This window comes from Streptomyces sp. H27-H1, from assembly GCF_026627445.1.
Lineage (GTDB): Bacteria > Actinomycetota > Actinomycetes > Streptomycetales > Streptomycetaceae > Streptomyces.
In genome coordinates, this window is sequence record NZ_JAPNLJ010000003.1 from 233,624 (window position 1) to 253,823 (window position 20,200).

16 protein-coding genes are annotated in these 20,200 nt (G+C 71.4%); 8 read left to right on the forward strand and 8 right to left on the reverse strand.

The features are described from left to right. Positions 1-2,044 (forward strand): helix-turn-helix transcriptional regulator (locus OTB20_RS04490; protein WP_267815287.1); only part of this gene is annotated, 2,044 nt, incomplete at its 5' end. 6 nt (positions 2,045-2,050) lie between these two features. On the opposite strand, the gene OTB20_RS04495 is transcribed toward OTB20_RS04490, so the two are convergent. From OTB20_RS04495 to OTB20_RS04510, 4 genes are all read right to left on the reverse strand, one after another. Next, a complete protein-coding gene (locus OTB20_RS04495) occupies positions 2,051-2,965 on the reverse strand; it encodes a glycoside hydrolase family 19 protein (protein WP_267815367.1) in 915 nt (304 codons plus the stop codon). A 157-nt stretch (positions 2,966-3,122) separates the two neighbouring features. Then, entirely contained in the window at positions 3,123-3,533 is a 411-nt protein-coding gene (locus OTB20_RS04500; protein ID WP_267815288.1) for a rodlin, read from the reverse strand. 349 nt (positions 3,534-3,882) lie between these two features. Further along, positions 3,883-4,077 carry a DUF5302 domain-containing protein gene (locus tag OTB20_RS04505; protein WP_267815289.1) on the reverse strand — a complete coding sequence of 65 codons (195 nt, stop codon included), beginning with the start codon at positions 4,075-4,077 and terminating at the stop codon, positions 3,883-3,885. 81 nt (positions 4,078-4,158) lie between these two features. Continuing rightward, positions 4,159-4,602: a MarR family winged helix-turn-helix transcriptional regulator gene (locus OTB20_RS04510; RefSeq protein ID WP_267815290.1), complete on the reverse strand. Its 444-nt coding sequence runs from the start codon at positions 4,600-4,602 to the stop codon at positions 4,159-4,161. Positions 4,603-4,745: 143 nt separating this feature from the next. Here OTB20_RS04510 and OTB20_RS04515 point away from each other — a divergent pair, with 143 nt between their 5' ends. The 3 genes from OTB20_RS04515 to OTB20_RS04525 all read left to right on the forward strand — a co-directional run bounded on the left by OTB20_RS04515 (position 4,746) and on the right by OTB20_RS04525 (position 8,708). Then, positions 4,746-6,287: an MFS transporter gene (locus OTB20_RS04515; RefSeq protein ID WP_267815291.1), complete on the forward strand. Its 1,542-nt coding sequence runs from the start codon at positions 4,746-4,748 to the stop codon at positions 6,285-6,287. A 205-nt stretch (positions 6,288-6,492) separates the two neighbouring features. Continuing rightward, positions 6,493-7,974 carry a hypothetical protein gene (locus tag OTB20_RS04520; RefSeq protein WP_267815292.1) on the forward strand — a complete coding sequence of 494 codons (1,482 nt, stop codon included), beginning with the start codon at positions 6,493-6,495 and terminating at the stop codon, positions 7,972-7,974. A gap of 140 nt (positions 7,975-8,114) precedes the next feature. Continuing rightward, positions 8,115-8,708, forward strand: a complete 594-nt coding sequence (locus tag OTB20_RS04525) for a HutD family protein (protein WP_267815293.1) — start codon at positions 8,115-8,117, stop codon at positions 8,706-8,708. Here the strand turns inward: OTB20_RS04525 and OTB20_RS04530 are convergent. Then, positions 8,696-9,583, reverse strand: a complete 888-nt coding sequence (locus OTB20_RS04530; protein WP_267815294.1) for an FAD-dependent oxidoreductase — start codon at positions 9,581-9,583, stop codon at positions 8,696-8,698. The genes OTB20_RS04525 and OTB20_RS04530 overlap by 13 nt on opposite strands. Before the next feature lie 419 nt (positions 9,584-10,002). On the opposite strand from OTB20_RS04530, the gene OTB20_RS04535 reads away from it, so the two are divergent. Further along, positions 10,003-13,404 (forward strand): CARDB domain-containing protein, encoded by a 3,402-nt coding sequence (locus OTB20_RS04535; protein WP_267815295.1) that lies wholly within the window; start codon positions 10,003-10,005, stop codon positions 13,402-13,404. Positions 13,405-13,416: 12 nt separating this feature from the next. Here the strand turns inward: OTB20_RS04535 and OTB20_RS04540 are convergent, their stop codons facing one another. Next, positions 13,417-15,258 (reverse strand): glyoxal oxidase, encoded by a 1,842-nt coding sequence (locus OTB20_RS04540; RefSeq protein WP_267815296.1) that lies wholly within the window; start codon positions 15,256-15,258, stop codon positions 13,417-13,419. Positions 15,259-15,473: 215 nt separating this feature from the next. Here OTB20_RS04540 and OTB20_RS04545 point away from each other — a divergent pair, with 215 nt between their 5' ends. After that, positions 15,474-16,145, forward strand: a complete 672-nt coding sequence (locus OTB20_RS04545; RefSeq protein ID WP_267815297.1) for a DUF4360 domain-containing protein — start codon at positions 15,474-15,476, stop codon at positions 16,143-16,145. A gap of 45 nt (positions 16,146-16,190) precedes the next feature. Here the strand turns inward: OTB20_RS04545 and OTB20_RS04550 are convergent, their stop codons facing one another. After that, positions 16,191-16,550: a DUF6204 family protein gene (locus OTB20_RS04550; protein WP_267815298.1), complete on the reverse strand. Its 360-nt coding sequence runs from the start codon at positions 16,548-16,550 to the stop codon at positions 16,191-16,193. Positions 16,551-16,780: 230 nt separating this feature from the next. Here OTB20_RS04550 and OTB20_RS04555 point away from each other — a divergent pair, with 230 nt between their 5' ends. Then, entirely contained in the window at positions 16,781-17,017 is a 237-nt protein-coding gene (locus tag OTB20_RS04555; protein WP_267815299.1) for an acyl-CoA carboxylase epsilon subunit, read from the forward strand. 85 nt (positions 17,018-17,102) lie between these two features. Here OTB20_RS04555 and OTB20_RS04560 read toward each other — a convergent pair whose 3' ends face one another. Beyond that, the gene (locus tag OTB20_RS04560; RefSeq protein ID WP_267815300.1) at positions 17,103-18,743 is read right to left on the reverse strand and encodes an FAD-dependent oxidoreductase; all 1,641 of its coding nucleotides are present in this window, start codon (positions 18,741-18,743) and stop codon (positions 17,103-17,105) included. 288 nt (positions 18,744-19,031) lie between these two features. On the opposite strand from OTB20_RS04560, the gene OTB20_RS04565 reads away from it, so the two are divergent. Beyond that, on the forward strand, positions 19,032-20,153 hold the full coding sequence (locus tag OTB20_RS04565; RefSeq protein WP_267815301.1) for a SchA/CurD-like domain-containing protein: 1,122 nt from the start codon (positions 19,032-19,034) through the stop codon (positions 20,151-20,153). Positions 20,154-20,200 lie beyond the last annotated feature (47 nt).

The window sequence follows — 20,200 nt, forward strand, 5'->3', positions numbered from 1 at the left end:
GGGCGGCGCCCACCACGCCGATCCGCTGCCCGTCTCCGGACAGGCCCGCGAGGTGGCCCGCCGGCTCCTCGGCGTCGTCCCCGTCCAGTCCCGGCGCACGCTGCTGCTCGCCGCCCTCGCCGCCCGCCCCACCACCGCGCTGCTGCGGCGGGCGGGGCGCCCCGACGCGGATGCCGAGCTCGCCGTCGCCGAACGGGCCTCGCTGCTGACCGTGGAAGAGGACGGCACGATCCGGTTCACGGCCGGGGCACTGCCGACCGCGCTGGCCGCCGACGCGGGCTGGCCCGAACGCGCCGCCGGACACGCCGCACTGGCCGCCGCCGTCGACGACCCCGTCCAGGCCGTACGCCACCGGGCGCTGGCCGTGGACGCACCCGACGAGGCACTCGCCACCGAGATCACCGAGGCCGCGGCGTCCTGCCGACGCCGCGGCCAGCGGGCGCTGGCCGCCGAGCTCGGCCTGCTCGCCGCCGACCGGACCCCCTGCCACCTGCCCGGCGAGGAACTCGCCCGGCTCGTCGGCGCCGCCGAGGACGCGGGCTGGGCGGGCCGCGCCGACCTCGCCCGCCGCGCGACCCGCGCCGTACTCGCCCGGGACGCCTCGCCCGCCGACCGGGTACGGGCCCGCCTCGCCGTCATCGACGCCGAGGGGCAGGCACTCGGAGCCCTCGACGAGACCTTCGCGCACGCCGCGGCCGACGCCGAGGGCGACCCCGCCCTGCAGGCCGCCATCCGGCTGCGGATCGCCTGGAAGCACAACCTCAGCGACGGCGACCCCGTCCGCTCCCGCGACGCCGCCGCGCAGGCCGGCGTGCTGGCCCGCAGCGGCGGCGACCAGGTCGCCGAAGCCATGGCACTGACCGTACGGGCCCGGATGGGCCGCATCCTCGGTGACCGGGACGCCGAGGAGATCCTCGCCGAGGCACTCGCCCTGCCCGTCCCCGAGGTGCCGCTCGGCATGCGCAACGCCCCGCAGTACCTGGCCGTCCGTCACGCCCTCTTCGACGACCGGCTCGCCGACGCCGGACGCCAGCTCCTTCTGCTGCTGCCCGCTGTACGGCGCACCGGATCCGCCGAGGACGTCTTCGAAGTACTGCGCAGCCTCACCGAGGTGGAACTGCGCCGGGGCAGGTGCGCGGCCGCGACGGCGCACGCCCACGACGCCCTGCGGCTGACCGTCGAGGCGGGCCTCTCACCCGGCCCGGCCTGGTACGTCGCCGCGATGGCCGAGGCGATGGGGGGAGGCTTCCCGCGCGCCGCCGGATACGCCCGGCGCGGCATCCAGGCCTCCGAGGAGGAGCACGACCAGATCTTCCTCTCCCGCGGCCTGTACGTGCTCGGCCTGGTCGAGCTGGCCACGGGCGAGGCCGCGAAAGCCGTCGCCACCCTGCGCCGGGTGGCCGAACTGGAAGCCGCGCAGCAGGTGGTCGACCCCTCGATCCTGCGCTGGCACGGTGAGCTGGCCGAGGCACTGGTTGCCGTCGACGCGCCCGAAGAGGCCGCCGAGCTGCAGGCCCGGGTCCGTAAGACGGCCCTCGTGCTCGGCCGCACGAGCGTGATCGCCGCCCTCGACCGGGCCCGCGGGCTGTGCCTGTCCGCGCACGGCGAGGCCGAGGCCGCGGTGGCCCTGCTGGAGGACACCGCCGAGCGCTTCGCACTCCTCGGCCTGCCCCTGGAGCGGGCCCGTACGCTGCTCGCCCTCGCCCGCGTGGAACGGCGCCGCCGCCGCCGCGCACCCGCCCGCGCCGCCCTGGCGGCCGCCGCCGAGGCTTTCGCCCGGGCCGGCGCGACCCCGTGGGCGGAGCTCGCCCGGGAGCCGTCGTCGTCCGGGGGTGACGGCGGCGCGGCGGCCCGCTCCCTGGCCGCTCTCACGGAGGCGGAGACCCGCCTCGCGGTGCTGGTGGCCCAGGGCGCCAGCAACCAGGAGGCGGCCGCGAAGCTCTTCGTCAGCGTGAAGACGGTGGAGGCCCGGCTGACCCGGATCTACCAGAAGCTCGACGTCCGGTCCCGGGCCCAGCTGGCCACCACGCTGCGGATCCGCTGACGGGCGTCAGCAGCTCAGGTTGTTCCCCGGGGTCACACCGAGGATCTGGGTGAAGCTCTGGTACGAGTTCACCCGGCTCTGCACCTGACCGGGGTTGCCGCCGTTGCACTCCAGGGAGCCGTTGATGGAGCGGATGGTCTCGCCGAAGCCCGCGCCGTTGACCATGGCGGCGTGGGCGGTCATCGTGCCCGGGCCGTTCTGCGTGTTCCAGTACCAGAGCGCCGTCTTCATCGCGACGGCCGGGTCCTGCTCCACCAGATAGGGGTTGGCCAGGAGGTTGATGCCCAGTGCGTCGCCGGCTGCCTTGTAGTTGAAGTTCCAGCTCAGCTGGATGGGCCCGCGCCCGTAGTAGGCGGCCTGCCCGGCGGGACAGCCGTAGGACTGGCTCGTGTCGCAGTAGTGCGGGTAGTTGGCGGTGTTCTGCTCGACGATGTGCACGAGCCCGCCGGTCTCGTGCGAGACGTTGGCCAGGAAGGCCGCCGCCTCGCGCCGCTTGACCGTGTCGTCACCGGTGTTGGCGAAGCCGGGGTAGGCCGACAGGGCCGCGACCAGGCCGTTGTAGGTGTAGAAGGGGTTCCGGTTCGGGAACATCTGGTTGAACTGGGCCTCGCTGACCACGAATCCGGACGGGTTGGGGGTGCCCGGGTCGGGGTTCTGGCCGCCGCCGCAGACGCCCTGGTCCGACCAGACGCCCCACTGGCCGGTGGTGCCGGGGGTCTCGCCCTGGGTCCACCACTTGGCCTGCCAGTTGTGCCCGCCGTACGAGGCGCTCGCGCCACCGGTGTAGACGGCCGAGCCGGCCCACGCGCCTGCGCAGGCGGGGGCCGCGGAGGCGGTGGAGGTGGGGAGGGCGATCGCGAGGCCGAGGGTGACGGCCGCGGTGGCGGCCAGCGCGAGGGCGCGGCGGCGCAGGGTACGCATCACGGAAGTTCTCCTTCAGTGGGGGGAGTTGCCGTGGGGGGCAACGGACAGCTGTGCCCACTGAATCGAGAATGGTCTGAACCTGTCAAGGTCTAGACCAAAACGAAGCGCCTGCGCCGTGCCCCTGAGGGCACCGGCACCGGCGCTTCGCGGTGGATCAGCTACCGGCGGAGAGATTGCCGGAGAGGACCGGGATGTTCTCCGCGATGTGCGAGAGCGAGTCGTCACCCTTGGCCTGGGTGGAGTTCTCGGCGCACTGCTGGTTCTGCGGGTTGGCGAGGACGTTGATGTCCTGGACGCCGACGTTGATCAGGGCCAGGATCGACTGGGCGTTGACCTTCGCCGGCAGGCCGACACAGAGCTTGTTCGCCGAGCCCTGGATGGCGGAGAGCTGCGGGCTCATGGCGCCGCCGGTCTCCTGGTTGCCGTAGATCTGCGCCGAGCCGTTGCCGTTGACCGTGTTGACGCCGTTGTCGTTGCCGATCGCCATCGCCGGGGAGGCTACGGCGGCACCGGCACCCAGAACGGCTGCGGTGGCGGCTGCGGTGGCCATGAACTTCTTGAGCATGTGGAGGATCCTTCTTCAGTCGCACTGTCGCATGAGCTAGCTGCCCTCGGCGGGACGAGCTGCTCAACTGCCGTGGACACCAGGGGTTATCACCCATCACCCGAGTGGCCGAACAGTGCACTCCGCCGGTGCGGTTCCACGTCGGCCGATTGACCCAAAGCCGACGGGCGGGCGGATCCCGTTTTCCGGGTGCCTACGCGGGCGTGCGCCCCGAGTTCATGCCCCGTGCGCGGGCGGGCCCCCTGGGCCGCCCGGGGCGCCGCCCTCGACCGGATCGGGACCGTGTGCGGGTCCCCGGCCCGGTCGAGGCCGGCTGGAGCGGTGTCGCGGCAATGCGGCACCGTCGAGGTCAGCCGGTCTTGCGGCGGACCTTCTTGTTCTTGCCCCCGGGGCCGTTGCCGCCGGAACCCTGGATCTTCGCCCGGCTCTGGTGTGCCTGCTGAGACTGGGCATTGGCGGCGTTGCGCTCCAGGGCCTCCTTGAACTTTCGCTTGGCCTCGTCGGCCGGCGATTCGTTCTGCGGGGTGTCTGATTCTTCTGACATGCGTCCTCCTGGAATGTTCTGAAGCCGTTGCAGTCTGTCAGGTGGTGTTTCCCCTGGCCAACGCGTTCGGGCGGAGCGCTCTCAGGCGTCCTTCTCCAGGGTCGGGCGCAGCCGCTCCAGCAGGGCGTGGAGCGTCGCGCGCTCGGTGTCGTCCAGGACGTCGAGGGCGCCGTGTGTGGCCTGCATCTCCGCGCGCACCCGGCGGATCACCTCGCGGCCCGCGTCCGTGGCCACGACGTTCTTGACGCGCCGGTCCGCGGGGTCGGGCTCGCGGCGCACCAGCTCGCGGGCCTCCAGCCGGTCCACGATGCCGGTCACGTTCGAGGCGTCGCACACCAGCAGCGTGGCGAGGCCGCGCATCGGGAGCGGGCCGTTCAGCTGGGCGAGGACCTTGGCCTGGGTGGAGGTGAGGCCGTGGTGGGCGGCGGCGGCCGCGAAGTCGCGCCACTGGGCGGTGCCGATCGCGGCGAGCAGCTCGAGCAGCTCCAGCTTGGTCGGGACGGCGTGGGGGGTGGTGGCGCTCATGCCCGGAGCGTACTCAAGGTGCTTCACATTATCAACCTTTTACTTGACCACCTTAACTATCGAGGTCTACCTTCTGCTTGAGCCGAATTACTTGATGACGTCAAACATCTGTGATCTGAAGCACTGAGAAGGTCCCCCCTGCCATGAGCCCCACCCCCTCCGCCACCACCCAGGCCGGCGCCCACCGGAACGAGACGGTGATCGTCTTCGCCCTGAGCCTGGCCGCCATGGTCGTGTCGATGATGCAGACGCTGCCCGTCCCGATCCTGGGACTGATCCGCAGCGATCTCGGCACCACCACCGCCAACGTCAGCTGGGTGACCACCGCCACCCTGCTGTCCGCCGCCGTCTTCACCCCGCTGCTGGGCCGCTTCGGCGACCAGCACGGCAAGAAGCCGACGCTGGTGGCCGTACTGGGCGTCATGGTCGCGGGCTCCGTCATCGCCGCACTGGCGTCCTCCTTGCCCCTGCTCCTCCTCGGTCGGGTGCTCCAGGGCGCCGCCACCGCGATCTTCCCGCTCGCCCTCTCCGTGCTGCGCGAGGAGGTCCGCCCGCAGAAGCTCCCCGGAGCGATGGCGCTGGTCAGCGGCACCCTCGCGTTCGGCAGCGGCCTCGCGCTCGTCGCCACCGGCCTGCTGACCTCCGGCGCGGACGCCGACTACCGCAACGCCTTCTGGATGGCCACCGGCTTCGCCGTGCTCGCACTGCTCGCCGTGGTCTTCCTGGTTCCGGCGACCCGGCACAAGACCGGTGGCCGTACGGACTTCCTCGGCGCGCTCACCCTGGGCATCGCCCTGCTGCTGCTCCTGCTGCCGATCTCCCAGGGCCACGAATGGGGCTGGGCCTCCGGCCGCACGCTGGGCAGCTTCGCCGGCGCCGTCGTCATGACCGCCGTCTGGGTGCTGACCGAGCTCAAGGTCCGCGAACCCCTCGTCGACATGAAGATGTTCGTGCACCGCCCGGTCCTGATGGCCAACCTGGCCGGCATCCTCGTCGGCTTCGGCATGTTCGCGAACTTCCTGGGCGTCTCCTACCTCGTCCAGATGCCGAAGGCCCTGACCGGTTACGGCTTCGACGCCTCCATCCTGCGCGCCTCCGTGGAGTTCCTGCTGCCCGGCGCGATCGTCTCGCTCCTCGCCTCCCCGATCGGCGGCCAGCTGGTCCGGCACCGCGGTCCGCGCGTCGCGCTGACCATGGCCGCCGCCCTCGGTGCCGCAGGCTTCGGCTGGCTGGCCCTGGACCACGGCCACACTGCCTCGGTGATCGGCGCCGGCCTCGTCGTCGGCGCGGCCGTCAGCTTCGGCTACGCGGCCATGCCGGCCGTGATCATGGCGAGCGTTCCGCACCACCAGAGCGGCATCGCCAACGGCATCAACTCGATCTCCCGCTCCACCGGCAGCGCGATCGGCAGCGCCATCGTCACCACCATCCTGGCCTCGAAGACGATCGAGCACCTCCCGGCCGGAGTTCCCGCACTGCCGGCCGAATCCGGCTTCACCCTCACCTTCGCCATCGGCGCGGTGGCCTTCGGCCTGGTCGCGGTGATCAGCGGGATCGGCCTGCGCGGAGCGCACGGGCCGCGGCCGACCGGTGCGGTGGCCGCCTCGGCCGGAGCCGCACCCGCGGGCGCGGAGCCGGCCGCCGCGAAGACCGCCGTGCAGTCGGCCGAGAAGGCCGACGCCTGATCCGTCCACACGGCGCCACCGGCGCCCGCACCACCACCGAGCCGCCCCCGGGTCCCGCCGCGCACCGCGCCGGGACCCGGGGGCGGCTCTACCCGTTCTGCCCAGGACTGGGTGCCGGTAAGGCCGTGTGACGGCGGCCCGATTCTTCTTCTCGTACGCGGACACCTTGGACAGCGGCCGCCGGGTCGCCCGACATCTTTCGGTCATGTCCATGACCACCAAGATGCTCGCGAACACCCACCAGGGCCAGTGGTACAACAACTACTGCGGGCCCGCCACGCTGGTGATGGCCTTGGGCATGCGCGGTATCTGGAACCACGACCAGGGGACCTTCGCCAGCTGGATCGGCATCACGCCGAACAACGGCGGTACCGGCGTGGACCAGATGAACAAACAGCTGAACGACGAAGCGGGCGGGTTCCCCTATGCCAGGATCAACCTGCCCTACACCCCGACCGGCGCGGACGTCGCCGCGTTCAAGAACCGCCTCATAGGGGATACCGACGTCAATGCATCCCTGGTCGGCAACGCGATGGAGGTCTACAACGGCCCGCACCTCGTCGGCCACCCCAACAACAGCTCGACGATCTACCACTGGTTCCCGTTCCAGGACTACGACGGGGACTGGGCGGCCTACCTGGACTCGGCAACCACCGTGTGGTCCAGCGTGCCCGCACGGAGCGGAATGCCCAACAGCACCCTCGTGACGATCATGGGCGGGCTCCAGCCGGAGCAGGGCGAGTCCTTGGACCCTATGGCCGTGGCCCCCGACGGCTCCTCGGTGATCGCCGCCAGCCGGCGCGACGGCCGTGTGACCCTGCTGTGGGTACGCGACAACGGCCGCAAGCGCACCACCGTCTACACCGACGACAACAACGGCAAGGGCGGCCTCGGCCTGGCCGACTTCGACGGCCGCTGGCTGGTGTTCACCGTCGACGACTCGAACGATGTCGGCTCCCCATGGGAGCTGTTCGCCTGGGACCCCCAGACCGGCGGAGCCCCCAAGAGCATCGCCAGGACCAAAGTCTTCGCCGACGGGAACCCGGTGCCCGGGCCGTTCCTGTACCCGTGGGTCAACAACGGCAAAGCGACCTGGGTCCAGGGAATCAGCGACGGAACCAAGAACCAGAAACTCACCGACGTCCAGCGCCAGGTCCACCTCTACGATCTGGCCTCGGCGACCGACAAGATCGTGCACACCGGGCGGATGGCGCCCTCGTTCTTTGCCGGGGACAAGCTGGTCTGGCCGGAGGCCTTCGCCATCGACACCCCAACGAAGCTCACCGCGGGCACCGCGAAGGGCACGCCGGGCGGCCTCCCCCCGGCGCTGGCCGCCGCGGACGGCTCACCGGCCTCGGCGAGCGACGGAACCACCTGGGCGTGGACCGGAGTGGACCACAAAAACCTATACGCCTGGAGGGCCGGATGGCCGGCGCCGATCATCGTGGTCGAGGGAGCGCCCATCGACTGGGTCCACGTCGCCGGAGACGTGATCACCTGGACCGACTCCACCGCGACCTGGGCCGCCGACCTGCGCGGTCGCGCCTACACGCAGATGACACCGCAGTACGGGGGAACCAACACCCACGGAACCGCCGTCGTCGTCTCCTATCCCGGACCAGACAAACGATCAGTCAGCTACGTGCTCACCAGCGCGGGCCTCGCCCCGCTTTCCTGCCCGCAATGAGGGCATCTGCCTGTCCACTGGTACGGACAGGGCCCGGTCTACGGCGATGACCTCGAGGTGGGCTGAGCGCTCCGGCAGGGCGTCGGCTGGATAAGCTCGACCGGGCCCGGAAAGGATCTCCCCGGGCCCGGAAGGGTGGCATGACCAGCGAAGCAGCGATCCGGATCCTGCGGGCCGTCGACCGGCCGGCGGCCCGGTGGAAGAACGGCGGGGGAGTGACCCGCGAGATCGCCGCCGGGCCCGAGAGCGCGGGGATGGCTGATTTCGGCTGGCGGGTCAGCCTCGCGGAGGTCACCGCCGACGGACCCTTCTCCGTCTTCCCGGGCGTCGACCGCACGCTCACCCTCGCGGAGGGCGCAGGCATGGACCTGCGGATCGCGGGCGTACGACGCCTCGTGGACCGGCGGCTCGAACCCCAGCGGTTCCCCGGGGACGAACCGACCGACTGCCGGCTGCTGGCCGGACCGGTGGTCAACTTCAACGTGATGTACCGCCGGGGCATGGTGAGCGCCGACACCACCGTCGTACGGGGCGAGCGAAGGCTCACCGTCCGGCCCGGCGAGACGGTGCTGGTGGTTGCCCTGGAGGGGAGCGCCGAGGTCGACGCGGTCGCCCACCTGGGCCGGTACGACGCGGCGCTGGCGAAGGGGCCGGCTGACCTCCTGCTGCGGAGCTCCGGGTGCACGGCGGTGGTCCGGTTCGCCCCGGGCGCCGGCCCGGGTCAGCCCGCGTAGGAGCTCATCCGCTTCATCAGGGTGTGGGGCGTCCCGGCGCCGAAGCACAGGTCGAGGCTGTCCGCGGACTCGGCGGCGGCACTCCGCGAGCGCGGGAACATCGCCTCCTCGTAGGCGGCGAGGGCCCCTTCCGGGTCACCGGGCCGCAAGGCGACGGCGGCGGCGAGCTCCGCGCCGTCGAGCATGGCCAGGTTGGCGCCCTCCCCGGCGAACGGGGACATCAGGTGCGCGGCGTCGCCGATCAGGGTCACCCCGCGCGTGCGGTCCCAGCGGTGGTCCACGGGCAGGGCGTGGACGGGCCGGGCGACGAGCGGGGTGTCGCTGTCCGCGACGAGCGCGCGCAGCCGCGGGTCCCAGCCGGCGAACCGCTCGAGGACGGCCTCCCTCGCCGGGGCGGACCCGGCCGCCGCCCATCCCTCGTCGCTCCGCAGGGCGGCGTAGACGTGCAGGCTGCCGTCCGGTTCCCGGTGGGTGAGCATCCCCTGACCCTCTTCGAACGCGAACGCCATGCCGCCGCCGGTCAGCGCCGCGCTCTCGGGGTGGCGGGTCGCGGCTTCGTACAGGTACGCCTCGGCGAAGGAGAGTCCGCAGTACCGGGGAACGGCCCGCGATACGAGCGGGCGCACCTTCGACCAGGCGCCGTCGGCGCCGACGAGGAGATCGGTGGTGAAGGAGGAGCCGTCGGCGAGTGCCACCTCGTGGCGGCCGTCTCCGAGGGCCCGGACACCGGTGGCCTTGGCTCCCCAGCGCACCGCGCCGGCGGGCAGCGAGCCCAGCAGCAGATCGCGCAGCGCTGCGCGGTGCACCTCGGGGCGTCCGCCGTGCCCGTCGTCGGGGCCGGCGCCGGAAGGCCGGATTTCGGCTACGGAAGTCATGGCTGGCTCCTGGAACAAGAGGTGGGGGTGGGGGTGGGGCGCGACGGCCTCCACTTCAGAAGAACATAATGGCTATGAAAGTTCAATCGATACAGTTTCAAAGTGGGTAGGGTTCAACTCCCTGCCAGCTCTGCGGCGCGCAATGGCGGGGAGAGGCGTACCGGGCGGCCCAGGGGCTACGCGAACGCAAAAAGGTCGATGGAATCCCGCCCCTTGCCACCTGGAGCGCGGCTCGCCTTGGGGGTGATCCGAAGTCCCGTCCGTGCGCGAAGCGTTGACAAAGTCGTCATCTGCTAGAAACCTGTGGCGCCATGGCCGCATAACTGCGATCAGATCACTCAAAAAATTACGCATGGTGCGCAAGTTTCAAGCAGGCGCGGCCTTGTCGGGCCGGTCCCCCCCATGGAACAGAGGACAGCATGAGATGGAAGCAAGGTGGCCGGCTGATGCTGGCCGGCACGGTGGTCGCGGGAATGGTGTCCGTCGGACTCCTGCCCGTCACTTTTGCGGCCGCCGCCGGCGGACCCAACCTCGCCCTCGGCAAGGCGGCCAGCACCAGCGGATCCCTCGGCGGCTACGGGGCTTCGGGAGTCAACGACGGAAACCAGGGCTCGTACTGGGAGGGCCCTTCGGGGGCCTTCCCGCAGTGGGTGCAGGTGGACCTCGGCCGTAGCGTCGCCGTCGACCAGGTGGTGTTGAAGCTGCCCGCCGGCTGGGAGACCCGCACCGAGACGCTGACCGTGCAGGGCAGCACCGACGGGAACACCTTCGCCACGCTGTCCGCCTCGGCCGGGCGGGTGTTCAACCCGGGCCAGTCGAACGCGGTGACCATCGGGTTCAATTCCGCGACCGTGCGCTACGTACGGGTGAGCGTCACCTCCAACACGGCCTGGCAGGCGGCGCAGATATCCGAGCTCGAGGTGTACGCCACCGACGGCAGCGGCGGCCCGGGAGACCCGGGCGATCCGGGTGACCCCGGCACGCCGCCGGTCGGCGTGAACCTTGCCAAGGGCAAGCCCATCGAGGGCTCTTCCACCACCCAGTCCTTCGTCGCGGCCAACGCCAACGACGACAGCGTCACGAGCTACTGGGAGGCGGGCGGCCCGCAGTCCACGCTGACCGTGAAGCTCGGCTCCAACGCCGATGTCACCGGCGTGGTCGTCAAGCTCAACCCCGATCCCGCCTGGGGCAACCGCACCCAGAACTTCGAGGTGCTGGGCCGTGAGCAGGGGGCCAGCGGCTTCACCTCGCTGAAGGCGAACGCCGCCTACGCGTTCAGCCCGGCCGGCAACCAGAACACCGTGACGATCCCCGTCACCGGCAGGCTCGCCGACGTACAGCTGAAGTTCTCGGGCAATACCGGCGCCGGCGGCGGCCAGGTCGCCGAGTTCCAGGTCATCGGCGCAGCCGCCCCCAACCCGGACCTGACGGTCGCGAACCTAGCCTGGTCCCCGGCGACCCCGTCCGAGGTGGACGCGGTCACGGTCGACACCACCGTCCGCAACGCCGGCAACCTCGCCTCCCCGGCCACCACCGTCAACGTCAGCCTCGAAGGCGCGGTCGCGGGCAGCGCCCAGGTCGGAGCCCTCGCCGCAGGTGCCTCGGCCGTCGTGCCGGTCGCCGTCGGCAAGCGTCCGATGGGCAGCTACACGGTCTCGGCGGTCGTCGACCCGGCCGGTACGGTCGTCGAGCAGGACGACACCAACACCCGCCGCACCGCCGCCGCGAAGCTCGTCGTCGGCCAGGCCCCGGGTCCCGACCTGGAAGCCCTCTCCATCACCAGCAACCCGGCCAACCCGGCCGTGGGGGCCGCGGTCTCCTTCACCGTGGCCGTGCGCAACAGGGGCACCACCGCGGTGAGCGCGGGCACCGTGACCCGGCTGGTCGCGGGCGCGACCACGCTGAACGGTCCGACCCCGGCGATCCCCGCCGGCGAAACCGTCAACGTGGCCATCAACGGGACCTGGACGGCGGTCAGCGGCGGAGCAACCCTCACCGCCACCGCCGACGGGACCGGCCTGGTCGCCGAGACCAACGAGAACAACAACAGCCACTCACGCGCCGTGGTCGTCGGCCGCGGGGCAGCGGTTCCCTACACCGAGTACGAGGCGGAGGCCGGCAGTTACACCGGCGCCCTGTTGCAGAGCGACGCCAAGCGCACCTTCGGGCACACCAACTTCGCCACCGAGTCCTCGGGCCGCGAGTCCGTACGCCTCTCCTCGGCCGGCCAGTACGTGCAGTTCACCTCGACCAACCAGGCCAACTCCATCGTCGTGCGCAACTCCGTACCCGACGCCGCGAACGGCGGCGGCGCCGACGCCACGATCAGCCTGTACGTCAACGGCAGCTTCGCCCAGAAGCTGAACCTCTCCTCCAAGCACAGCTGGCTCTACGGCAGCACCGACAGCCCCGAGGGCCTGACCAACACCCCCGGCGGTGACGCCCGCAGGCTCTTCGACGAGTCCAGCGCCCTGCTCGCGCAGAGCTACCCGCCCGGCACCACCTTCCGCCTCCAGCGCGACGCGGGCGATACGGCCTCGTACTACGTCATCGACCTGATCGACCTGGAGCAGGTGGCCCCGGCGGCGTCCAAGCCCGCCGAGTGCACCTCGATCACCGACTACGGCGCGATACCGAACGACGGCATCGACGACACGCTCGCCATCCAGAAGGCCGTGACCGCGGACCAGAACGGGCAGATCGCCTGCGTCTGGATCCCGCGGGGCCAGTGGCGCCAGGAGCAGAAGATCCTCACCGACGACCCGCTGAACCGGGGCCAGTTCAACCAGGTGGGCATCAGCAACGTCTCCATCCGCGGAGCGGGCATGTGGTATTCCCAGCTCTACACGCTCACCCAGCCGCAGGACGCCGGCGGTATCAACCACCCGCACGAGGGCAACTTCGGCTTCGAGATCGACGACAACACGCAGATCTCCGACATCGCCATCTTCGGATCGGGCCGGATCCGCGGCGGTGACGGCAACGCCGAGGGCGGTGTGGGCCTCAACGGCCGCTTCGGCAAGAACACGAAGATCACCAACGTGTGGATCGAGCACGCCAACGTCGGTGTCTGGGTCGGCCGTGACTACGACAACATCCCGGCCCTGTGGGGTCCCGGCGACGGCATCGAGTTCAGCGGCATGCGGATCCGCGACACCTACGCCGACGGCATCAATTTCGCCAACGGCACGCGCAACTCCACCGTCTTCAATTCCTCCTTCCGTACGACCGGTGACGACGCCCTGGCGGTGTGGTCCAGCAAGTACGTGAAGGACCAGTCGGTCGACATCGGCCACGACAACCACTTCCGCAACAACACCATCCAGCTCCCGTGGCGGGCCAACGGCATCGCCCTGTACGGCGGTTACGGCAACACCATCGAGAACAACCTCATCTACGACACCATGAACTACCCCGGCATCATGCTGGCGACCGACCACGACCCGCTGCCCTTCTCCGGGCAGACCCTGATCTCGGGCAACGGGCTCTTCCGTACCGGCGGCGCCTTCTGGGGCGAGGCCCAGGAGTTCGGGGCGATCACCCTCTTCGCCGCCAACCTGCCCATCCCGGGCGTCACCATCCGCGACACCGACATCTACGACTCGACCTACGACGGGATCCAGTTCAAGACCGGCGGCGGCACCATGCCGGACGTCAAGGTCACCAACGTGCACATCGAGAAGTCCAACAACGGGGCCGGAATCCGCGCCCACGGCGGTGCGCGCGGCAGTGCGACCCTGTCGAACGTCACCATCACCGGCTCGGCCGACGGGAACGTCCTGGTCGAACCCGGATCGCAGTTCGTGATCAACGGCGGCTAACGGTGGGCGGGTTCACCGCCTGCCGAGTTTGACCCACCTCGCCGTACCGGGAACTCCGTTCGCGTCGAGGAGGAACAGCATGTAGTAGCCGGGCGGGGCGTCGGCCGAGGTGGCCGGCGCCCGCAGCCCGATCGTGCGGCCGCGCACACCCGTCATCCGCAGCTCCAGATGGCGCTGGCTGGTGTTCACCGCATGGGTGACGGTGGTCGGCGCCAGCAGTACGGCGCGCCGCACGCCGGCGGCCGTCGAGCTCTCGACGGAGAACTCCGCGTCGTGGGCGATCTCACCCGCCGGAACCCGGTCGAGGGCGGGCCGGGCGCCCCGGAGCAGGTAGCCGGGCTCGTAGATCTCGATCGAGCCATCCATGTCGTCCTCGATGTCCGGGTCGTTGGCGATCTGCTGGAGCTCGTCCCCGGTGACCATGACCCGACCGTCGGGCAGCACCAGGGCGTTGGAATGGTAGCCCCGGGGCAGACGTTGGGCCGGCCCCAGCCTCCACTGCCCGTCCGCCCCCCGTAGCTCGGTCTGCCGGAACTTCAGATCGGCCGTCGGGTTGAACGGGCCGAACCCGTAGTCCCTGGTGTCCTTGGCCCCGTTGACCGTCAGCAGCGTGCCGTCCGGCAGGATCAGCGTGTCGTCCTGGGTCCGGCCGAAGGCGCGCGGTTCCTGCGTGGTCCAGGCGCCGTCCGACAGTCGGTAGGTGTTCGGGTCGAGCGGATCCCCGCCCAGCACCAGCACCGAGTCGGGTCCCTTGAACCCCGCCGGAAGCGGCACGGCGGAGCCGTAGCCCCGGAAGTCGGCGGGCCGCCTGGGCAGGTCCGTACGGGTCTGCGCGCGCGGGTCGAAGAGCCACTGCTGGTCGGCGTCGCGCCCGAGTCCGTAGATCATGCCGTCGCGCAGCGAGAACAGGTGCGGGTAGTCGTTGCGGAACGGGGCATCGGACCGCAGCCGCTGCGCCGGGACGCCCACCGGGATGTCGTACGGGCGCCAGGGCACCGGCTGCCCGAGCGCGGGGAACCGCTCCACCACCGGGGTGGGCGTCCCCGTACCGCGCTCCGACTGGCCCGACATGATGATCTGGCGGCCGTCCGCGCCGGTCACCACCGAGGGGTACCAGCGCCCCACCGCCATATCGCGGTTGCGGTACCAGCCCTCGGTCCACGGGTCGAAGACGAAGGACAGCTTCGCTCCGCTGCCGCCCTTGCCGCCCGTGTTGCCGCCGAACACTCCGAGCATCCCGTTGGGCAGGAAGGAATGCCCGGCGCAGAAGAACGGCGCCGGGCGCGGGGCGTGCGTACCGTCGGGCATCAGCACGACGGGCGGGGTGACCTTCTTGAATGCCCGGGGGCCGGTCCCCTTCGCCGGATCCCACAGGTAGGCGCGGCCCGCGTTCGCCGGCCCGGTCCGGTCCGTGGGCCCGGTCTCCTTGGTGGGGTCGGTCTCCACCCGGGAGAAGGAGAAGAGCAGCACCTTGCCGGTGGGCAGCTGGGCGAGGTGCACACCGAAGTCGGGGGAGGGGAAATAGTCGGTGAACCGTCCCGAAACCGCTTTGTCGAAAGCGGAGTTGGCCTCGCGCTGCGAGGCGGCGAGCGAGGTCAGGCTCGCGCTGCGCCGGGTCTGCGGATACTCCACGGTGCCCTTGGCCGCCCGGCGTAGTTCGGCGTGGGCCTGAGCGTGGCCGGCGCCGATCACGGCGGTCTCGGCCGGGTCGGTCCCGCCGTCCGCGCCGTGCGCCGGTGCTTCCCGCGCGGTCGCCCCGCGGGCCGCCGCCCCGGTGGCGGGCGCGGTCGCCAGGACCAGGGCGGAGACGGCCGAGGCCGCGCAGAGCAGGGCGGACCGGTGCAGGCGGCGCATGGGGCTCCTAGGCGCGGGCGGTTCCGTAGGGCGCTCAGCATAGGAAATACTGGGAGGAATACGACGTTCTGACGTGCTCGGCGCTCCACCGATGAGCCGTTCGGCCGCCCCGGAGGCCCTGCCCGAACGTTTCTGCGGTGAAAGGGCCCGGCCATCGGAGTGAGGCCGCGCACCCGTTGACCGGTCGGCTCCGTACGGACCGCTTCCATGGCCGGGTGATCACAACACTGCGCACCGCGCTCGGCGCCGCCCTCGTCACCGGCGGCCTCCTGGCCCTCCTGCCCGCCTCCGCCGCCGGGGCGGCGGGCGGCCCCGGGTTCTTCGTCGCACCCTCGGACACCGTGGCCGTCGACGTCGCCACGGTCAACGGATCGGGTTGCCGGCCGGGCAGCGCCACCGTCGCCGTGGCCGAGGACAACTCGGCCTTCACCGTCACCTACAGCGAGTACCTGGCCATGGCGGGCGGGAAGAGCATGCCGACCGACGGACGCAAGAACTGTCTGCTCTCCCTGCTCGTACACGTCCCGCAGGGATACACCTACGCCGTGGCCCAGGTCGACTACCGGGGATTCGGCAGCCTCCAGAAGGGCGCGGTCGGCACCCAGAAGGCCAGCTACTACTTCCAGGGTATGAAGCAGACCGACTACCGCACCCACAAGTTCCAGGGAAGGCTCGAGGACAACTGGCAGGCCTCCGACACCACGGGCATCGAGGCCCTCGTGTTCGCCCCCTGCGGCGAGCAGCGCAACTTCAACATCAACACCGAGCTGCGCGCCGAGGTCGGCAGCTCGGACCCGGCGAAGACCAGCTACATGGCCCTCGACTCCACCGACGGCAGCATCAACAGCGTCTACCACTTCTCCTGGAAGCAGTGCCCGGCCCGCTGACCCAGCCCGGCGCCCCGCCGGCGGCCGGCCGCGCGCGACTCCCGCTCAGGAGTCTCCCCGCGCGGCCGCCTGCCGCTGCCGCTTGCTCAAGGGGGCCGAGGTGAGGTCCTGCGCCTGCGACCTGAGCCGCTTGAAGCCGTACCCGTGCTCCGTCAGCCAGGTTTCGGCAGCGAGCTCCGCGTGCGCGGTGGCGTCCAGGATGTCCTCCTCGGACTCGCCCCCGGCCAGGAAGCGGAACGCGAAGGAGGGCCGGGCGGCCACGTCGTAGGTGAGGTGCCCCTCGGGAGTGAACTTGGCCGTGAAGATGTCGTGCCCGGCCGCGTCCGCGAGGAGTGCGGCACGCTGCTCGTCGGTGAGGCCGTCGAAGGTCCCCCGGACGGTGATGCGAAATGCGCGGGTGCTCATCGCTTCAGCCTAGGCCGCGCCCCACGCCCGTCGCACCGGGATTTACGGCGCCCGCCACTCCGACGGCCCAATCAGCGCGCGCCGCCACAACCCCGGATTCACCCGGGCGGGGCGGCCGCGACCTGGGCTTTCGCGCATGTGCCCAGTATGCCGGGCGTGTCGCGCACCGCTAGCGTCGGCAGTGTCCGGAGTCCTTGGTGACTCCGCGAGGGGGGTCCTGCTATCCGCCTGTGCGAGAGGCCGAGCCGATGCTGAAGGACGCTCCGATAGCCCCGATAGCCAGCCTGCTCCGTGTGGAGAGGGGCGTGGCCGCCCCCGAGGAACTCGCCGCGATCGCGGTGGTCGTCGCCTGCTTCGCCCGCCGGAACTGCTCCGAGGCGCAGCGGGCCCCCGCCGGGACGGCGCGCCGCCGGCGCAGCGCCCACCACGGCTCCGGCTGCTGGGCGGGCTGCTGGGCCTGCGGCTGACGCGGACCGCGGGCACCCATGAACGCCCCTGCCCCCGGCCCGCTTACGGGCCGGCGGCAGGGGGACCACTTGGCGCGCGGGCCGCTCAGGCCCGGCGCAGCACCGTGGACATCGCCTCGGACAGCGCCGCCTCGGCATCCGCCACCGCTCCCTGCGAGCGCCAGGCGACGAACCCGTCGGGCCGTACGAGCAGGGCGCCCGCCTCGGACATGGCGTGCACCTCGCTCCAGTCGGCGTCCGCCTCCTGCACCAGATCGGCGTCCGGAGCGGTCGCGGAGCCGATCGCGTAGGCGTCCAGCTTCACCGACAGCCGCTCGGCCACCCGTTCGCCCGCCGCCCGCCACGGCGTGCCCGCGCCGCAGAGCAGCACGAACGAGCGCTCGTACAGGTCCAGCGTGGAGACCCGCTCGCCGTCGGCCCGCGTCAGCCACATGTGCGGGGCCCGGGTGCCCGGGTCGCCCTTCATCCGCATCCCCTCCGGGATGACCGGCCGCTCCGGTGAGCCGCCGATGAACGCCCCGTGCGGGTACGCGTACGCCATCGCCGTCGTCAGGACCCCGCTGCCCGGTCCGCCGCCCATGGTGGGCGGAGGCGCGTACCCCGGGTGGCTGTGCTCCGCCGAACGGGCCGAGGCGCGCTCGGCGGTCGCCAGGGCCACCGGGTGCCGCTCGGCGCCGTAGGTCTCCAGCAGTTCCATGCCCGCCGATCCGTCGAGGACCGCCGCGATCTTCCATGCCAGGTTGTGCGCGTCCTGGATACCGGTGTTGGAGCCGAACGCCCCGGTGGGGGACATCTCGTGGGCCGCGTCCCCGGCCAGGAACACCCGCCCGGCCGAGTACCGCTCGGCCACCCGTTCGGCCGCGTGCCAGGGAGCCTTCCCGCCGATCTCCACGTCGAGGTCCGGTACGCCGACCGCGGCCCGGATCTGCTGGGCGCACCGCTCCTCGGTGAAGTCCTCCAGGGTCTCGCCGCGGTCCGGGTGCCACGGGAGGTGGAAGACCCACTGGGTGTCGTTGTCCACCGGCAGCAGCGCCCCGTCCGCACCGGGCTTCATCAGGTAACAGACGATGAACCGCAGGTCGCCCAGCACCTCGATCAGCCGCTCGGAGCGGAAGGTGACGCTGACGTTGTGGAACAGCTCGCCGCTGCCCGTCTGGGGGATGCGCAGCTGCTCGCGCACGGGGCTGCGCGGGCCGTCCGCCGCGATCAGGAAGTCGGCGCGCACGGTGCTGTGCTCGCCCGTCTCCCGGTCCTTGACCAGGGCGTTCACCCCGGTCTCGTCCTGGTCGAAACTCATCAGCTCGGTGGAGAACCGCACGTCGGCGCCTTGTGCGCGGCTCTGCGCGGCAAGGATCGGCTCGATGTTGTTCTGGCTGCACACGCACCAGGCGCTCGGGCTGAACTTGCTGAGCGCCCCGGCCGGGTCGATGGCCTTGACCAGCCACTTGTGGTCGCCGCCGAGCAGGGAGTGCGTCTGCAGGATGCCCATGTTGTTCTCGAGCGCGGAGGCGGCCTGGCGGATGGCGCCCTCCGCCCCGGCCACCCGGAACAACTCCATGGTCCGGGCGTTGATGCCCCGGCCGCGGGGGTGGTCGGAGGTGCCGGAGTGCTTCTCGACGACCAGGTGTCTGATGCCGTGGCGGCTCAGGAACAGCGAGGTGGACAAGCCCACGAGGGAGCCACCCACGACGAGAACCGGTACGCGGACATCTGCGGTGTCTTCCATCAGCTGCGAGCTCCTGAATTCGGTGTGGGGGAAGTGCACTCTTTATGCCCCCGTTCGCCGGCCAAGCCCAGGAGATACGCCGGTTGTCACCCGCTTGATCCGGAGATGTAGCGGTACATCCCCACTCGGATGACGATGAGCGACAGCGGTACCCCCGAAGACACGCCGGCCTGCCGTCCCCGCGACGGCCGCCGGTCCGGGCGGGCGGCCACCGCCCATGACGGACGAGGGTCCGTACGCGATGAAGATCCACGCCCTCTCCCAGGGCCCTCACCAAGGAGTGAGCAGATGACGACCACCCTGTCCGAACGGGTGTCACAGTCCGCCTTCGACGGCTCCATGCTCCGGGTCGTCCTGCTGATGGACCTCCACGAAGGAGCCCAGCAGCGCTTTTTCGAGGCCTACGAGCAGCTGCGCCACGACATCGCGTCGGAACCCGGCCACATCAGCGACCAGCTCTGCCAGTCCTTCGAGAACCCCTCGCAGTGGCTCATCACCAGCGAGTGGGAGAGCGCCCCGCAGTACCTCGCCTGGGTCAACAGCGAGCACCACGCCGAGCAGGTGCGCCCGCTCGGCGCCTGCGCCCGCGCCATGCGCCCGCTCAAGTACACCGTCCTGCGCGAGACCGGCCGCGGCTACCAGGACGCGCAGCGGCCCACCGGCGCCCGGCTGCAGGAATCGCCCCGGCTCGGCGCCGGCATCGTGCGCCACGCCCTGACCTTCACGGTCAAGCCCGGCAGCGAGAAGAAGGTCGCCGAGATCCTCTCCAGCTACGCCTCGCCGGCGGCGGACGTCGACGGCCACACCCGGCTCTGCCGGACCTCGCTGTTCATGCACGGCAACCGGGTCGTGCGTACGGTGGAGGTCCGCGGAGACCTGATGGCGGCCCTGCGGCACGTCTCCGAACAGCCCGAGGTGCGGGCGGTCGAAGAAGCCATCAACCCCTATCTGGAGCAGGACCGCGACCTCGGCGACCCCGAGTCCGCCCGGATGTTCTTCATGCGGGCCGCGCTCCCCGCAGTCCACCACGTCGCCGCCCGCGAAGCCGACGGCGTCGACCGTCCCGACGTACGCCGGCACGCGCTGTTCTACCCGGCCAAGCCCGGCTGCGGACCGGCACTGGCCCGGTTCCTCGCCCGGCAGGACGAGGCAGCGGCCCACCGCTCCGACGCCGCGACCGTGAGCAGCAGCATCTTCCAGCGCGACGATGTCGTCGTACGCCTCATCGACGTGCGCAGCCCGCACGCCGCCGGCCTGGAAGCCGCCTTCGGCGTCCGGGGCCCGCGCAAGGCGGCCGTCCTCGCCCGGCTGATGGCCGGCCCCGTCAGCGGCTCCGACGGGTCCGCCGCGTCCGCGGTCCGCCACACCATGAGCCTGATCACCGACCGCAGGGCCCCCGCCGAAAGCTGACCCGCGGCGGCATCCCCGCACCCCAGGACCCCCCACCCACCAGCCCC

Coding starts and splice junctions, on each gene's coding strand:
- OTB20_RS04540 (WP_267815296.1), bottom strand. CDS start 15,258: ATGCGCCGCCTGCACCGGTCCGCCCTGCTCTGCGCGGCCTCGGCCGTC.
- OTB20_RS04525 (WP_267815293.1), top strand. CDS start 8,115: ATGACCAGCGAAGCAGCGATCCGGATCCTGCGGGCCGTCGACCGGCCG.
- OTB20_RS04535 (WP_267815295.1), top strand. CDS start 10,003: ATGAGATGGAAGCAAGGTGGCCGGCTGATGCTGGCCGGCACGGTGGTC.
- OTB20_RS04530 (WP_267815294.1), bottom strand. CDS start 9,583: ATGACTTCCGTAGCCGAAATCCGGCCTTCCGGCGCCGGCCCCGACGAC.
- OTB20_RS04515 (WP_267815291.1), top strand. CDS start 4,746: ATGAGCCCCACCCCCTCCGCCACCACCCAGGCCGGCGCCCACCGGAAC.
- OTB20_RS04495 (WP_267815367.1), bottom strand. CDS start 2,965: ATGCGTACCCTGCGCCGCCGCGCCCTCGCGCTGGCCGCCACCGCGGCC.
- OTB20_RS04550 (WP_267815298.1), bottom strand. CDS start 16,550: ATGAGCACCCGCGCATTTCGCATCACCGTCCGGGGGACCTTCGACGGC.
- OTB20_RS04520 (WP_267815292.1), top strand. CDS start 6,493: ATGTCCATGACCACCAAGATGCTCGCGAACACCCACCAGGGCCAGTGG.
- OTB20_RS04510 (WP_267815290.1), bottom strand. CDS start 4,602: ATGAGCGCCACCACCCCCCACGCCGTCCCGACCAAGCTGGAGCTGCTC.
- OTB20_RS04560 (WP_267815300.1), bottom strand. CDS start 18,743: ATGGAAGACACCGCAGATGTCCGCGTACCGGTTCTCGTCGTGGGTGGC.
- OTB20_RS04565 (WP_267815301.1), top strand. CDS start 19,032: ATGACGACCACCCTGTCCGAACGGGTGTCACAGTCCGCCTTCGACGGC.
- OTB20_RS04505 (WP_267815289.1), bottom strand. CDS start 4,077: ATGTCAGAAGAATCAGACACCCCGCAGAACGAATCGCCGGCCGACGAG.
- OTB20_RS04500 (WP_267815288.1), bottom strand. CDS start 3,533: ATGCTCAAGAAGTTCATGGCCACCGCAGCCGCCACCGCAGCCGTTCTG.